At 69.6% G+C, this 15,778-nt stretch carries 11 protein-coding genes and 1 pseudogene; 8 read left to right on the top strand and 4 right to left on the bottom strand.

The genetic code is table 11. The features are described from left to right. Window positions 1-410 precede the first annotated feature (410 nt). Both ACIBAG_RS41345 and ptsP read left to right on the top strand, forming a co-directional pair. Window positions 411-860: a PTS glucose transporter subunit IIA gene (locus ACIBAG_RS41345; protein ID WP_399112728.1), complete on the top strand. Its 450-nt coding sequence runs from the start codon at window positions 411-413 to the stop codon at window positions 858-860. An 82-nt stretch (window positions 861-942) separates the two neighbouring features. Beyond that, window positions 943-2,613: a phosphoenolpyruvate--protein phosphotransferase gene (gene ptsP, locus ACIBAG_RS41350; RefSeq protein ID WP_399112730.1), complete on the top strand. Its 1,671-nt coding sequence runs from the start codon at window positions 943-945 to the stop codon at window positions 2,611-2,613. Window positions 2,614-2,685: 72 nt separating this feature from the next. Here the strand turns inward: ptsP and ACIBAG_RS41355 are convergent, their stop codons facing one another. Together ACIBAG_RS41355 and ACIBAG_RS41360 are read right to left on the bottom strand one after the other, a co-directional pair. Further along, entirely contained in the window at window positions 2,686-3,579 is an 894-nt protein-coding gene (locus ACIBAG_RS41355) for a hypothetical protein (protein ID WP_399112732.1), read from the bottom strand. Window positions 3,580-3,760: 181 nt separating this feature from the next. Beyond that, window positions 3,761-5,728, bottom strand: coding sequence for an acetoacetate--CoA ligase (locus tag ACIBAG_RS41360; protein ID WP_399112733.1), 1,968 nt, complete (start codon window positions 5,726-5,728; stop codon window positions 3,761-3,763). 212 nt (window positions 5,729-5,940) lie between these two features. Here ACIBAG_RS41360 and ACIBAG_RS41365 point away from each other — a divergent pair, with 212 nt between their 5' ends. Continuing rightward, window positions 5,941-8,319: a TIM-barrel domain-containing protein gene (locus ACIBAG_RS41365; RefSeq protein WP_399112734.1), complete on the top strand. Its 2,379-nt coding sequence runs from the start codon at window positions 5,941-5,943 to the stop codon at window positions 8,317-8,319. On the opposite strand, the gene ACIBAG_RS41370 is transcribed toward ACIBAG_RS41365, so the two are convergent. Together ACIBAG_RS41370 and ACIBAG_RS41375 are read right to left on the bottom strand one after the other, a co-directional pair. Beyond that, the gene (locus ACIBAG_RS41370) at window positions 8,310-8,846 is read right to left on the bottom strand and encodes an NUDIX domain-containing protein (protein WP_399112736.1); all 537 of its coding nucleotides are present in this window, start codon (window positions 8,844-8,846) and stop codon (window positions 8,310-8,312) included. The genes ACIBAG_RS41365 and ACIBAG_RS41370 overlap by 10 nt on opposite strands. Before the next feature lie 50 nt (window positions 8,847-8,896). Continuing rightward, window positions 8,897-9,380, bottom strand: a pseudogene (locus ACIBAG_RS41375) (M15 family metallopeptidase). A gap of 182 nt (window positions 9,381-9,562) precedes the next feature. Here ACIBAG_RS41375 and ACIBAG_RS41380 point away from each other — a divergent pair. From ACIBAG_RS41380 to glpK, 5 genes are all read left to right on the top strand, one after another. Next, on the top strand, window positions 9,563-9,988 hold the full coding sequence (locus tag ACIBAG_RS41380) for a Zn-ribbon domain-containing OB-fold protein (RefSeq protein ID WP_399112896.1): 426 nt from the start codon (window positions 9,563-9,565) through the stop codon (window positions 9,986-9,988). Next, window positions 9,985-11,175, top strand: a complete 1,191-nt coding sequence (locus ACIBAG_RS41385; protein ID WP_399112738.1) for a lipid-transfer protein — start codon at window positions 9,985-9,987, stop codon at window positions 11,173-11,175. Before ACIBAG_RS41380 ends, ACIBAG_RS41385 begins: the two co-directional genes overlap by 4 nt. Before the next feature lie 167 nt (window positions 11,176-11,342). Further along, a complete protein-coding gene (locus tag ACIBAG_RS41390) occupies window positions 11,343-12,995 on the top strand; it encodes an EAL domain-containing protein (RefSeq protein ID WP_399112740.1) in 1,653 nt (550 codons plus the stop codon). Between the two features lie 481 nt (window positions 12,996-13,476). Further along, window positions 13,477-14,202 carry an MIP/aquaporin family protein gene (locus ACIBAG_RS41395; RefSeq protein WP_399112741.1) on the top strand — a complete coding sequence of 242 codons (726 nt, stop codon included), beginning with the start codon at window positions 13,477-13,479 and terminating at the stop codon, window positions 14,200-14,202. Window positions 14,203-14,224: 22 nt separating this feature from the next. Beyond that, complete coding sequence (glpK, locus tag ACIBAG_RS41400) at window positions 14,225-15,736, top strand: glycerol kinase GlpK (RefSeq protein WP_399112743.1); 1,512 nt, start codon at window positions 14,225-14,227, stop codon at window positions 15,734-15,736. Window positions 15,737-15,778 lie beyond the last annotated feature (42 nt).

The following is a 15,778-nucleotide window of genomic DNA, read 5'->3' on the forward strand; positions in this document are numbered from 1 at the left end:
GCGTTGACTTTTGGCACGCTGTTGAGTTCTCAAGGAACGGACGCTTCCTTCGTACTCACCCTCTCGGGCTTTCCTCCGGGCGCTTCCCTTCGGTGGTCCAAACTCTATCAGTGTTTTTCCGGCCCTCTGACCACCGTTCTGCAGGCATGCAGAAGGCGACCCCGAGATAGGATCTGACAAGTTGGGTGCTGCCCGGCGAGGACACTTAGTTGCGTCGCTCAGCCCCAAGCAGGAGTACGACTGTACACGCAGCTGCGGAGCGGGTGCAAATCGATTTGAGGTATGGTCTAGACCACTATGGGGCGCCGAGGCGGAACCGGCACTTCAAGTGACATACCCTGCTGAACAGTGTGCCGTCGGGCACAGACAGCGACGGCCCAGATCGATCTCCATCCCCTGGGAGGCTTCCCATGACCACCGTGACGTCCCCGCTGGCAGGACGCGCCGTCGGACTGGCATCCGTACCGGATCCTGTCTTCTCCGGGGCCATGGTCGGCCCGGGCACCGCGATCGACCCCGTGCGTGAGCCGTCCGAGGCCGTGTCCCCCGTGGACGGGGTCATCGTCTCTCTCCATCCGCACGCCTTTGTCGTCGTCGACGAGCAGGGTCATGGTGTGCTCACTCATCTCGGCATCGACACGGTGCAGCTCAACGGCGAGGGCTTCGAACTGCTCGTGAACAAGGGCGACACCGTGACCCGCGGCCAGGGCATCGTGCGCTGGAATCCGGCGGCGGTCGAGGAAGCCGGTAAGTCCCCGGTGTGCCCGATCGTGGCCCTCGAGGCCACGGCTGAGGCCCTCTCCGACCTGCGTGACGACGGCGATGTGAAGGCCGGCGACAGTCTCTTCGTCTGGAAGTGACATCGGCGCCGTCCTATGACGGCAAGTAGCGACGACAACCACCGCGGCGGCGGGACCCGCCGCACTATCGGAGACGGGTGAGATGGAGACAACGCTGCGAGGCGTCGGCGTGAGCCACGGTGTGGCGATCGGCGAGGTTCGGCACATGGGAACGGCGGTCCTCGAACCGCCTGCCAAGCAGATTCCGGCGGAGGAAGCGGAGCGTGAACAGGGGCGCGCCCGCAAGGCCGTGGAGGCTGTCGCAGCCGACCTGATGGCGCGCGGCAATCTGGCGGGGGGCGAAGCCCAGGCGGTGCTCGAGGCGCAGGCCATGATGGCCCAGGATCCCGAGCTGATGGCGGACGTGGACCGTCGTATCACTGTCGGCAGCACGGCCGAGCGCGCCGTGTACGACGCCTTCGCCGCGTATCGCGAGTTGCTCGCGGGTGCCGGTGAGTACCTGGCCGGTCGTGTGGCCGACCTCGACGACGTGCGGAATCGTATCGTCGCTCGTTTGCTCGGGGTCCCGATGCCGGGTGTCCCGGACAGTGACGAGCCCTATGTCCTGGTGGCTCGGGACCTCGCCCCGGCCGACACGGCCCTGCTGGACCCGGCCCTCGTTCTCGGCTTCGTCACCGAGGAGGGCGGGCCGACCAGCCACAGCGCGATCCTGGCGAGGGCGCTCGGTGTGCCGGCCGTGGTCGCGCTGCCGGGGGCCGGCGAACTGGCCGAGGGCACGGTCATCGCGGTCGACGGCAGCACCGGCGACATCTTCGTGAATCCGAGTGATGAGAAGAAGGCGGAGCTGGAGGCTGCCGCCGCCACGCGCAAGGCCGCGCTCGTGGCGTCGACGGGCCCCGGTGCCACCGCCGACGGCCACAAGGTGCCGCTGCTGGCCAACGTGGGCGGTCCGTCCGACGTTCCGGCCGCCGTCGAGGCGGGCGCTGAGGGTGTGGGTCTGTTCCGTACCGAGTTCCTCTTCCTCGACGACAGCAAGAAGGCGCCGTCCGAGGAGAAGCAGGTCGAGGCCTACCGGCAGGTCCTCGAGGCCTTCCCCGAGGGCCGTGTCGTAGTACGTGTCCTGGACGCGGGTGCGGATAAGCCGCTGGACTTCCTGACGCCGGCGGATGAGCCGAACCCGGCCCTGGGCGTACGCGGTCTGCGGACGCTGCTGGACCATCCAGAGGTTCTGCGCACCCAGCTGACGGCGCTGGCGAAGGCTGCGGAGGGGCTGCCTGTCTACCTCGAGGTCATGGCCCCGATGGTGGCGGACAGGACCGATGCGAAGGCGTTCGCTGACGCGTGCCGTGCGGCTGGGCTGCAGGCGAAGTTCGGTGCGATGGTGGAGATTCCGTCGGCCGCACTGCGGGCGCGCTCGATCCTCCAGGAGGTCGAGTTCCTGTCGTTGGGGACGAACGACCTCGCGCAGTACACGTTCGCCGCGGACCGGCAGGTGGGTGCCGTGTCCCGGCTGCAGGATCCGTGGCAGCCCGCGCTGCTCGACCTGGTCGCGCTGTCCGCCGAGGCGGCGAAGGCCGAGGGCAAGAGCTGCGGTGTCTGCGGTGAGGCGGCGTCCGACCCGCTGCTGGCATGTGTGCTGACCGGTCTGGGTGTCACCTCCCTGTCCATGGGGTCGGCGTCGATTCCCTACGTCCGGGCGACGCTTTCGAAGTACACGTTGGCGCAGTGCGAGCGCGCCGCCGCTGCGGCCCGGGCGGCGGACAGCGCCGAGGACGCGCGTAACGCGGCTCAGGCGGTGCTGTCCGGCGAGTAGCCGGAGCGAGACGCCCGCGTGCCGGTTCGTGTGGGGCGCTCCACCTGCGGGGGGGGGGGCGCCCCTGTGCGTTCAGTGGTCGTGTCCCGGAGGCGCCTCCTCGTCAGCGAGATCTGGGGGCACGCAGTAGTCGACGCCCGATTCCGGGGCGATGAGGTCTCCCGATTCGATGTCGGTGCAGTAGGCGTCGAAGACCTCGCCCGCGGTGAGGGGTTCCAGGCCGTTCGCCCGTAGGCGCCATCCGTAGATGCGGTCGGTTGTGCCGGGGGCGCTGGTCCGCATGACGAGTCCGCCGGGGCTCTGGGTGGCGAGGCCGAGGGCGAGAACCGTGGTGAATTCCAGCGCTTCGGCCTCGTCGAGGTGCGTCGCGCCCTGCGCGTCGTCGTCGGCGTGCAGGACGGAGACCAGGGTTTCCGGAGTCCCCGTGACGCTGCAGACGAGGTGTCGGCTGCCGGGCTGGGCGGTGTTCAGGACGCGGACGAGGAGGCTGGAGGCGCGGGCGAAGGCCGCGCGGCCGATGTCCTCACCGCAGGTGGCGCAGGCTCCCAGTCGTGCCAGGAGTGTGGACGCGTACTCCCAGGTGGCCTGTCGGACGGCTTCGTCGACGAGGGCCGGGACGAGGTCCGCCAAGGGCTGGCCTTCGTAGCAGACGGTGGGACCGGTGGTCGCGAGTTCGGCGGTGAAGCGTGTGCGGCTCGACGGGATGTCGGGGTCCAGTCCGGTTGCCTCGCAGAACTCTGCGTACTCCTGCGGATCGAAGAGAGCGATCGTCGTATGGCTTCCTTCGTCGGCGCGTTTCCTGAGGAGGGCCTCCACCTGTTCCAGATAGATCTTGTGGTCGTCGAAAGTGAAGCTGCGGTAGCGCCGCATGGCACGGAAGTCGTGTTCGTCGGTCAGCAGGCCGATGGTGCCGGCGATTTCGCGGCGCAGAACGCGTCGCATCGTCTGGTGATCGGTGTGCGCCATCTTTCCCCCTGTGTGCTGTCGATCAATGCTCACTCACAGTAACCGGGGGCACTGACAACGGCGTCAGGGTGAGGTGCTCGCGGCTCCTCAGCGGGGCATTCGTGCATGTCGGACGGGTGGTGGGCCGTGGCCGGCCTCGGATGCCGCTGTGGTTCGAACGCCTGAGGCCGGCATGTGTCGGTCAAGCTCGCTTGCGGGCGAGTTCCTCGTAGAAGTGCAGGAGGTCGAGGTTGTCGATGGAGCCCGGATTGACCGCCTTCTCCAGGGGTGTGCCCTGGAGAAGGCGCTTGACCGGGACCTCGATGCGCTTGCCGGTGAGGGTGTGGGGGACGCCGGGGACCTCGATGATCTCGTCGGGGACGTGACGTGGGGAGAGCTGTTCGCGGATGGTCTGCTTGATGCGGTTCAGGAGGGGCTCGTCGAGAACGGCTCCGGGTACCAGGTGCACGAACAAGGGCATCCAGTAGGCGCCGTCGGGCTGTTCGATGCCGATGACGAGGGACTCCTTGATCTCGGGCAGGCGTTCCACGGCCTCGTAGATGTCGGCCGATCCCATGCGGACGCCTTGGCGGTTGAGCGTCGAGTCGGAACGTCCGTGGATGATGACTGAGCCGCGTGAGGTGGCGGTGATCCAGTCGCCGTGCCGCCATACGCCGGGATACGTGTCGAAGTAGCTGTCGTGGTACCGGCTGCCGTCGGGGTCGTTCCAGAAGTAGATCGGCATGGACGGCATGGGATTGGTGACGACGAGCTCGCCCACCTCGTCGATGAGGGGTTCTCCGCTGGGGTCCCAGGACTGCAGATCGGTGCCGAGGCTTGGGGCCTGGAGTTCGCCGACGTAGACAGGCAGCGTGGGCACGGCTCCCGCGAAGCAGGAGCAGACATCCGTGCCGCCGCTCACGGAGGCGATCCAGAGGTCGTCGCGGACCTCGTCGTGCAGCCAACGGAAGCCGTCGGGCGGCAGCGGTGACCCGGTGGTGGCGACGCATTGCACTGTGGAGAGGTCGAAGTCGCGGGCGGGGCGTACTCCGGCTTTGCGGCAGGCCATGACGTAGGCGGCCGAGGTGCCGTAGAGGGTGGCTTCGGTCCGGTCGGCGATCCGCCACTGGGCGCCTGTGTCGGGATAGCCCGGGCTGCCGTCGTAGAGAACGATCGTGGTCCCGGTGAGGAGGCCGGAGACCAGGAAGTTCCACATCATCCAGCCCGTCGAGGTGTACCAGAAGAAGCGGTCCTCGGGGCCCAGGTCGCAGTGCAGGCCGAGTTGTTTGAGGTGCTCTACGAGGATGCCGCCCTGGGACTGGACGATCGCCTTGGGCAGGCCGGTGGTGCCGGAGGAGTAGAGCACCCAGAGGGGGTGGTCGAAGGGAACCTGCTCGAACACCGGTTCCTCGTCGGCGGCCGTGAGGGCGGACCATTCCAGCGCGCCCTCGGTGGCCTCGGTGCCGAGGAGCGGGATGTGCACCACGGCGCGCAGACTGGGCAGTTCGCGGCGCAGCTCGGCGACCACGTCCCGTCGGTCGTGCTCCTTTCCGCCGTAGCGGTAGCCGTCGACCGTGAACAGGACGACCGGTTCCACCTGCTGGAAGCGGTCGAGGACGCTGCGAGCGCCGAAGTCGGGGGCGCAGGAGGTCCAGACGCCGCCGACGGCAGCCGTGGCGAGGAGGGCGACGACGGCCTGCGGGATGTTCGGGAGGTAACCGCTGACACGGTCCCCGGGGCGTACACCGAGGGAGCGCAGCTCGGCGGCGAGGGAACCGACCTGGCGGCGCAGCTCGGACCAGGTCACAGGGCGGGGCTCGTGGGATTCGTCGACATGGAGGAGTGCGGGTTCGTCGGCGCGGGTCGTGGCGGCGCGCAGGGCGTGCTTGGCGTAGTTCAGGGTGGCGCCGGGGAACCACTGGGCGCCGGGCATCGAGCGATCGGCCAGCACGCGCGCGTAGGGGGTGGAGAAGCGTACGTCGAACCACTCCGTGACGGCTTCCCAGAAGGTGTCCAGCTCGTCGACCGACCAGCGGTGCAGGGCCGCATAGCCGCCTTCGGCGGGGGCTCCGTGGTTTTCTGCGGCCCAGGCCTGGAACTTGGTGACCTGAGCCTGTGCGATGCGCTGCGGATCTGGCTGCCAGAGCGGCTGGGGATTCACGGTCGACATGGGGCGGCTCCCGGGCTGTGCGCGTCGTGTGCGTCTTCCGCGCACGGCTGGGGTGTGCGCGTGACGCGGATGACACGGACGATGCCATGTGATCGACTTCTGCACCAGGGTGCGCCCCACATAGTCCGTGTCGTGAAGATGTGGTCCTAGCACGGGTGAACGGCAGTTGAACGGCACACGCGTGTGGGGCGGTCAATGGCAGGCTGAGCAGCATGGACGGTCGTGACCTGGTGCGTTCGATGAAGGCGGTCGGTTCTGTGGGAGCGACCCAGGGGTTGCGTACCGTACGGGCGGCGTGGCGCAGGAAGCGCGCCGACGCCGAGGGGCTGCCGCCCCGGGGTGCCGAGCGCGCCCGGGTGCCCGGGCTCGTGCAGGAGGTGCAGCCCGGTCCGGGCGGTGGCGTGATCCGGTTCAGCAGGTCCGAGCTGCGCGTCGTCGTCACCGTGAACGGGGCTGTCTTCTGGGGCTGGGACGGGGCTGCTCCTGAGCCGTCGTACGCGCTGGCGGGCCGCTGCCCTGAGCCGGATCCGCGGGCTGTGCTGGAGCCCGACAAGGCCGGTGGCTGGCGGGTCGTGGCCGAGCGGGTGACGGTCGTCATCTCGCGGCACGGCGCCGTGGAGGTGCAGACGCCCGGTGGCGTGGCACTTCGCCGTGACCTGCCGCCGCGGTGGTGGGAGCCGGTCGGCGGCGGGGCGGCGCGCTGGATGCAGCGGTCGGAGGTGGCCGCGGACGCGCGGTTCTTCGGGCTGGGCGGCCGGGCGTCGGGGCCCCGGCTCAAGGACGGGACGTACCGGCTGTGGAACACCGACCCCGGCCGCGCGTTCGGCCCTGGCGACGACCCGCTCTACATCACCATGCCCGTGCAGCTGGTCGTGGCCGACGCGGCCTCGCACCTGGTGTTCCACGACACCTCGTGGGACGGCACGGTGACGTTGCGGGAGGGCGAGGAGGGCGCCGGTTCCGGGCATGACAAGCCGGGGACCAGTGAACTGCGGATGGACGGGGGACCGCTGCGCTGCTGGGTGATGGTGGGCACTCCCGCGCGCGTGCTGCTCGTCTGGGCCTCCCTCACCGGTGCTGCCGCGCTGCCGCCGGCGTGGGCGCTCGGCCACCATCACGCGCGGTGGGGCTTCGGCAGTGAGCAGGAGCTGCGGCGGATCGTTTCGGGTTACCAGGAGCGTGATCTGCCGCTGGACGCGGTCCATCTGGACATCGACCACTTTGACGAGCACCAGGTGTTCACGGTCGACCAGGAGGGCTTTCCCAAACTGCCCCAGCTTGCCGAGGACTTGCTGCGGGACGGGATCCGGCTGGTGTCGATCGTCGACCCGGCGGTCAGGGCCGCGCCGGGCAACGCGGTGTACGACAGCGGAACAGCCGAGGACGCTTTTGTCAGGGACGCTTCCGGACGGATTGTGCGGGGTGTTGTGTGGCCCGGGGAGGCGGTCTTTCCGGACTTCACGCACGCGCGCGTGCGGCAGTGGTGGGGTGGCCTGTACGAGGAGCGGCTGGCGCAGGGGTTCTCGGGTTTCTGGCTTGACATGAACGAGCCGACCTCGTTCGCCGCCTTCGGTGAGTCGACTCTGCCGCGTTCGGCCCGGCATTACCTGGAGGGGCGCGGCGGGGACCATCAGGAGGCGCACAACGTCTTCGGCTTGTGCATGGCCAGGGCGGCCCACGAGGGGCTGCGCGCACTGGTGCCCGAGGAGCGGCCCTTCGTCTTCTCGCGGTCCGGATGGGCCGGCATGCAGCGCTACGGGGGGTCCTGGTCGGGTGACGTGGCCACTGGCTGGCCGGGACTGCGGGCGTCGCTGTCGCTGGTCATGGGCCTCGGTCTGTGCGGGGTGCCCTACTCGGGGCCCGATGTCGGCGGGTTCGACGGGAGTCCGTCGCCGGAGCTGTATCTGCGCTGGTTCCAGCTGGCCGCGTATCTGCCGCTGTTCCGCACACATGCGAGTCTGCGGGCGGGGCGCAGGGAGCCGTGGGAGTTCGGTCCCGAGGTGCTGGAGCACGCGCGCGTGGCGCTCGTCGAGCGGCGGAGGCTGCTGCCCTACTTCGTGACGCTGGCGCACCTCGCCCGGCGGACGGGGGCGCCGTACGTACGTCCGCTGTGGTGGTCGGCGCCCGAGGAGCGCGCGCTGCGCGACTGCGAGGATGCGTTTCTGCTGGGCGACTGCCTGCTGGTGGCGCCCGTACTGGATCCGGGCGCTGACCGGCGTGCGGTGCAGTTGCCGCGCGGGCACTGGTACGACACGGCGACGGGGCGGGCGTACGAGGGGCCGGGGCAGGTCCTCGTGAACGCGCCCCTGTCCCGGATTCCGGTGCTCGCGCGCGCGGGTGCCGTCGTCCCGGTACGCGGGGACGACGGCGGGCTGGAACTGGAGGTGTGGGCGCCCGCCCGGGGGCGTACCGGGGGCGGGCTGGTGGTGCCGGATGCGGGTGACGGCTGGGACGAACCGGAGATCGAGCGTTACGTCACCCGCTGGCAGGGCGGAAGGTTGCTGGTGGAGCTGGAGCACGAGGACGGCGTGATCACGTCGCCTCGTCCGGTGCGCATACGAGGTCTCGGCGAGCGGGGAGTTCAGACGTAACGGCCCTCGAAGAACGCCCGTACGGCCAGCGTGTGCAGCGGGAAGGCGAGTTCCTCCGGCCGGTGCAGGAGGTGCCAGCCCTCGGTCTCGTCGGTGGCGGCCGAGATCGGCAGACGGTCGGCGGGGCGTTCCGGAAGGAGACCGAAGAGCAGGAGGTGCCCATCGGGAGAGCTCATGGCGTCGGCAAGCCGTACGTCGCGGCCGGCCGCGTCGATGCCGGTCTCTTCCTTGAGTTCGCGGACGACGGCCTGCCGCCAGTCCTCTCGGTCGTCGATGTAGCCGCCGGGCAGGGCGATGCCTCCGCGCGCGGGGGCGACGGTTCGGGTGATGACGACCAGGGCGGTGCCCTTCGTGTCGTACACGGGCTGGAGCGCGATCGCTACCGGCAGCGGATTGCGGTAGGCCACGCTGCCGCATGCCGGGCAGGTGCGGGGCCAGCCGGAGACGCCCTCTCCGTAGGGCGCGCCGCAGCTCGAACAGTGGGAGTCTGCTGCGGAGTTGGGGGCGGAGTACTGAGTTTCGGACACGCGGCGGACTGTATCCGATCAGTGGAAGGGCGTCTTCCGGGGGCCGGTCGTCAAGGCCTGGTGAGGGATTTCCGGGACACGGGGAAGTCGAAGTAGGTGTCCTGACAGGGCTCCGGCTGTACGTGTAGTGCCACCACTCCTCGGCCAGGTTCACCGATCCGAGAGCTTCGAGGGTGTTCTTGAGCAGCATCCTGTTGGCGCGCTGTTCGCCCTGGATGCGCGGGTCGAAGTGGTCGACGGCGCGCTGCGGCCGGTAGCAGTCGTAGACCTTGAGCGTGTGCCCCTGGCACAACAAATGCTTCTGGGCTTTGTGGAGCGCTTCTGCGGCAGGTCGGGGAGGATGCGGCGGGGCTGTCGGTAGCCGTCGATGCGCTCGCCCGCGAAGTTGTGCGGGGTGTAGTAGCGCATCTCCTGCACGATGGTGGGATCCACTCTTCTCAGTGCCACGAAGTCCTTCGGCGCCTTGGGCTCGGTCTTCACCTGGGCGGTGGCGGCGGCGACCACGGCCAGCAAGGCGGCGAGTGTGGTGACCAGCCCTCAGACCACGGGAGTCGCGTCATGTCTTCTGCATCGATCAGGAATTCGTTCCGTCGCGGAAGCGATCGGATGCGATCCCCCCTGAAGCCGCCCTGCCGCTTTACGGCTGCCCGTGGCAAAATTCTGACGTCCCGTCAGATACCTTGCGAGGAGGGGCCATGCCACGCACGCGTACACCGATGGTCGGCGGATGGTTCGCCGGTGACGGGGAGGATTTCCGGCTCCTGGGCACCCGGTGCTCTGCCTGCGCCTCGGTCTTCTTTCCCCGCGAGGACGCTCACTGTCGCAACCCGGAGTGCCCGGGCGGCGATCTGGCGGAGGTGCCGCTCTCCCGGCGCGGGCATGTCTGGTCGTTCACGGACAGCCGATACCGACCTCCGTCACCCTATGTGACCAATCCGGAACTTCCGTGGGAGCCGCACACGTTGATCGCTGTGGAGCTGGCCGCCGAGCGTCTCGTGGTGCTGGGGCAGGCGGTTCCCGGTGTCACCGTCACCGATCTGGCGGTGGGCATGGAGGTGGAGGTCGTTCCCGGCGTGCTTCATGAGGACGCGGAGACGATCTGGATGACGTGGCAATGGCGGCCGACGGGGGTGGCGGTATGACGGAAGAGGTTGCGGTGCTCGGTGCGGGCATGCATCCCTGGGGCAAGTGGGGACGCAGCTTCGTCGAGTACGGCACGGTGGCGGCCCGCGCGGCCCTCGCCGATGCGGGCCTGGAGTGGCGGGACATCGGTTCCATCGTCGGCGCGGACACCGTGCGGGGCGGCTATCCGGGGTACGTGGCCGGGGCGACTTTCGCGAAGGCGCTCGGATGGCAGGGTGCCCGGGTCACGAGTGTGTACGCGGCGTGCGCCTCCGGGGCACAGGCCGTCAACACCGCGCGGGCCCAGATACTTTCAGGTCTGGCGGACGTGGTGCTGGTGGTGGGCGCGGATGCGGCTCCCAAGGGGTTCTTCCGTCCTGCGGGCGGCGACCGGCCCGATGACCCGGACTGGCTGCGTTTCCGCGTCCTCGGTGCCACCAATCCGGCGTACTTCGGGCTGTACGCGCGTCGGCGGATGGCCGTGCACGGTGACACACCGGCCGACTTCGCCCAGGTCAAGGTGAAGAACGCGGCGCTCGGCGCGCTGAATCCCTACGCGCGCTACCGCAAGCCGGTCACCGCCGAGGAGGTCGCCGCGTCCACCGTGGTCGCCGATCCCTTGCGCCTGCTCGACATCTGCGCGACCTCGGACGGAGGGGCCGCACTCGTGCTGGCCGGCATGGAGTTCGCACGTCGGCACGGGGCCAGGGATCCGGTGCGGATCCGTGCGGTGTCCACCGTGACGCCGCGTTACCCCAACACCGTCCTGGACCTGCCCGACATCGCGACCGACTCGGCGGTGGCGGTCCGGCCGGCGCCCGAGACGTTCCGCGAGTCGATCGCGCGCGCGGCTTACGAGGAAGCCGGCGTCGGCCCGGAGGAGCTGTCCTTCGCGGAGGCCTACGACCTGTCCACCGCACTGGAGTTGCAGTGGTACGAGGACCTTGGGCTGTGCGGGGAGGGAGAGGCGGCGAAGCTGCTGCGGGAGGGCACAACGACGCTGGGTGGCCGCATACCCGTGAACGCGAGCGGTGGGCTGGCCTCCTTCGGGGAGGCGGTACCCGCCCAGGCGATCGCCCAAGTATGCGAACTCGCATGGCAGTTGAGGGGCACTGCGGGTGACCGGCAGGTCGCCGGGGCGCGCGCGGGGATCGCGGCGAACCAGGGGCTGTTCGGGCACGGGTCGGCGGTGATCGCTGTGCGGTGAGGCGCGGCAGTGCGGCAGCGCGGGTATCCGGCCGAGCGAGCGTGGCGCCACGGCCGTATGGCCGGGCGCTGGGCAGGCATGTCTACGGTGTGTGACCACCCCGGAATCCTGCGTGAACGTCTCATGAACTGGGCTTGGGCGTCCTCCAGCAGCGCCATCATGCTGCCGTGGACTCCTGGACGGATACTCTCCGCTTCGCTTTCCAACCGGTGGTCAATCTGACGACCGGCGGGGTCGCGGGGCTCGAGATACTCGCCCGCCCGGAGACCGGCGACATCCTGGCCGAGGCCCGCCGCAATCCCGAGATCGACGGTCGACTCGCCGTGTTGGCGTTCCGTGCGGCAGCCCGCAAGGAAGCGATGCTGCCTCTGTACGTCAACGTGTTCGCCGGTACCCTCGCCGACCTCGGCGGGCTGACACCGCTGCACGACGCCGTGCGTGCGGCGGGGCGGCTGCCGTGGGAAGTGACGATCGACGTCGGCCCGCCGTACACACACGTGCCCCAGCACGCGCTGCTGGAGGCGATCGGCTCGCTGCGGGACCAGGGTTTCCGGATCAGCGCGGACGGCGTCGGTGACGGGGACGTACCGTTGCGGTTGCTCACCGACATGGCGCCCGACCTGGTGAAACTCGACGCGTCCATGCTCACGCGCTCGGCGGCGGTGCGGGCGATGCGGACGCTGTGCGACCAGTTGTCGGCGCTCCTGTGTGTCGAGGGCGTGGAGACGGAGCTCCAGTGCGGGTCCGCGAGGTCGGCGGGCGCGCAACTGGCGCAGGGCGAGTTGTTCGCTCCGCCGGCAAGGCTGCCCGCGGCGGAGGTATACGTTCCGCCGCGCTCCACCGGACTGGCGGTGACGCCACGCTCGGGGCCGTCCGTGCGGGAGTTCGTACGGCCCGCGGCGCTGCTGCCCGCCACCGCGTCGGCGGGCCAGGTCCGGGCGCTGTTCACCGGGTCGCCGGAGGTGTCCGGGGTACTGCTGGTGGACACGCACGGTGTCCCGGTGCGGTCGGTGCATCGCTCCCGGTTCCTGCTGTCGATGTCGGGCCGCTACGGCCATGCCCTGTACGCCGACCGGCCCGCGGCCAAGCTCGGCGATCCGCCGCGCACGGTGGGTGTGGACGCCACCGCGTGGGAGGTACTGGACGTGGTCGCGGTCGGTGGCCGGGACCGTACGTCGGACGATGTGGCCGTGGTCGACCGGTACGGCCGGTGCGTGGGCGTCGTACGCCTCGCCGACCTCGTTCGGGCACTCGCCGAGACCCGGGTCGAGGAGGCCGCGGGGCTCAATCCACTCACCCGGCTGCCGGGTTCGGACGCGATCACCGGGGAGGTGGACCGACGGATCGCCGACGGGCGGCCGTTCGCGCTGAGCTGGCTGGACGTCGACCACTTCAAGCAGGTCAACGACGGAGCCGGCTTCGCGGCGGGCGACGAGCTGATCCGGTCTGTCGGACGGGCGCTGCAGCACGCGGCCTCGGGCAGTACCCGAGTCGGCCACATCGGCGGGGACGACTTCCTGGTGCTCGCCGATCCGGAGGGGCTGAGCCCGCTGGCAGCCTCCGTTCTGGACGCGCCCTGGTCGGCGGGTGGGCATCCTGTGACGCTGTCCTTGGCCACGGTCCTGTGCGAGCCCGGGAGCGTGACGGACCACCGGCAGGCGGCCGCCTGTCTGGCGCCCCTGAAGAAGGCGGCGAAGTCACTGAGCGGGGCGAGCTGGGTACTGGGCCGCGCGGGCCTGTCCGGGCACGAGATCCTTCGCGGCATGGCGGCGGAGACGGCCCGGGCCGAGTGGGCGGTGGCGGACCCGGGCAAGGGGTGAGACCCTTTTGCTACCAGGTCGGCGGGTGCCGAAAGGCGTCCGTACGGCCTCACAACAGCCATGGCCTTCGAACCCTGCCGGGTCAGCAGGAATGGCCACCCTGCCGACCTCAGCAGGGCCTCGCTGTCCGTCCAACCCCAGGGGCGTCCCACGAGCCGCGTCGGTGACGGTCCGTGGCCCGCGGGTGCTCCCCCAACCGTTGGCGTCGACGACCTTGACGCCCCTTGGACACCGGTGAACACTTCCCGGTGTCAGCCGACATCGCCGTACATTCTCGGCGTATCCACGCACTGCGCCGCGCGGTTCCGCCTGGAGCAAAGGCCCGTTCCCCCACAGGCGAGTCGGCTGCGACGGCACGCTCGTCACGGATGCCGGGCGGGGCGCGGGACCATCCCTGCCTTCGGCTGAAGTTGCCATGGGTAACGCACCCCGCACGGAGAGAGCCGGGGCCGACCGTCCCGGCCAGGGCCTAGGAGCCGCAATGAGCAACGGAGATATCTTCCTCGGTGAGGTCATCGGTACCGCGATCCTGATTCTCTTCGGGGCCGGAGTCGTCGCCGCCGTCGTACTGAACTACTCCAAGGCAAAGGACGCCGGCTGGATCGTCATCACGTTCGGCTGGGGATTCGGCGTGATGGCCGGGGCGTACACCGCCGCACCGCTGTCCGGCGGGCACCTCAACCCGGCCGTGACGCTCGGGATCGCCATCGACACCGGGGACTGGGACAAGGTCCCCATCTACATCGCCGGCCAGATGGTCGGCGCGATCCTCGGCGCGGTCCTGTGCTGGCTGGTCTACCTCGCGCAATTCCAGGCCAACGCCGACAAGGACATCGCTCAGCCAACCCTCGGGATCTTCTCCACCGCGCCCGCGATCCGTAACCCCGTGGCGAACCTCATCACCGAGATCATCGCGACCATCGCGCTGGTGCTGCCGATCCTGGCTTTCGGTCTGACCGAGGGGCTGGGCGAGTCCGGAACCGCGATTCTGATCGTCTCCTTCCTGGTGGTCGGAATCGGTCTGTCGCTCGGCGGTCCCACGGGATACGCCATCAACCCGGCCCGCGACCTGGGCCCGCGCATCACCCACGCCTTGCTCCCGATTCCCAACAAGGGCACGTCGGACTGGGGCTACGCGTGGATTCCGGTGGTGGGACCGCTGATCGGCGGGGCGCTGTCCGGGCTCATCTTCAACGCAGCCTTCTGAAGGAACCGACGAAGGGGACGTCATGACGGACAAGTTCGTCGCCGCTATCGACCAGGGCACCACCTCCAGCCGCTGCATCATCTTCAACCAGGACGGCGCCATCGTGGCCGTCGACCAGCGCGAGCACCGCCAGATCTTCCCCAAGCCCGGCTGGGTGGAGCACGACGCCACCGAGATTTGGTCGAAGGTGCAGGCAGTGGTCGCCGGCGCTCTGGCCAAGGCAGGGCTGCGGGCCGACCAGCTCAGCGCGCTCGGCATCACCAACCAGCGCGAGACGACGGTCCTGTGGGACCGGGCGACGGGCAAGCCGGTGCACAACGCGATCGTGTGGCAGGACACCCGTACGGCGGCGCTGTGCAACCAACTCGGCGGCTCGGACGGGCAGGATCGTTTCCGCGAGCAGACCGGCCTGCCGCTGGCCAGCTACTTCTCCGGCCCCAAGGCGGCCTGGCTGCTCGACAACGTGCCCGGTCTCAGGGCGCGCGCGGAGGGCGGCGAGATCGCCTTCGGCACCATCGACTCCTGGCTGATCTGGAACCTCACTGGCGGCACGGACGGCGGACACCACGTCACCGACGTGACGAACGCCGGCCGCACCATGCTGATGAACCTGGAGACCCTTCAGTGGGACTCCTCGATCCTGTCCGCGATGAATGTGCCCGAGGCCGTCCTTCCGGAGATCAAGTCCTCCGCCGAGGTGTACGGGACCGCCGTCGGACAGCTGGCCGGCGTGCCGGTCGCCTCGGCCCTGGGCGACCAGCAGGCGGCGGTGTTCGGGCAGGCCTGCTATGACGTGGGCACGGCGAAGAACACATACGGCACGGGCAGCTTCCTGTTGCTCAACACGGGCAACCGGCCGGTGGCCTCGAAGAGCGGGCTGCTGACGACCATGGGCTACAAGATCGGCAGCGAGGCGCCCGTGTACTGCCTGGAGGGGGCGATAGCCATAACGGGCGCGCTGGTCCAGTGGTTCCGCGACCAGCTCGGCATCATCCGCACCGCCGACGAGATCGAGCCCTTGGCGGAGAGCGTCGAGGACAACGGCGGAGCGTACATCGTGCCTGCCTTCTCCGGGCTGTTCGCCCCGTACTGGCGGTCCGACGCGCGCGGTGTCATCACCGGCCTGACGCGGTACGTCACCAAGGCGCACCTCGCCCGCGCGGTGCTGGAGGCGACCAGCTGGCAGACGCGCGAGGTGGTGGACGCCATGTACCAGGACTCCGGGGTGCACATCACGACCCTGAAGGTCGACGGCGGCATGACGAAGAACAACCTGCTCATGCAGCACCAGGCGGATGTGCTCGACGTGCCGGTGATCCGGCCCAAGGTCTCCGAGACGACCTGCCTGGGCGCCGCGTACGCGGCAGGGCTGGCCACGGGCGTGTGGAACGACCTGGACGAGCTCAAGGCGCACTGGGCGAAGGATGTCGAGTGGACGCCCGCCATGACCGCCGAGGTACGTGACCGCGAGTACCACAACTGGCGCAAGGCGGTGGAGAAGAGCTTCGGCTGGCAGGAGGACGGCGAGAGCTGACGCGGACGGCCCGGTGCCGAAATACGGTCCACGCGCGCGTGC

Origin of the sequence: Streptomyces sp. NPDC051243 (assembly GCF_044455405.1) — a bacterium.
Classification (GTDB): Bacteria; Actinomycetota; Actinomycetes; order Streptomycetales; family Streptomycetaceae; genus Streptomyces.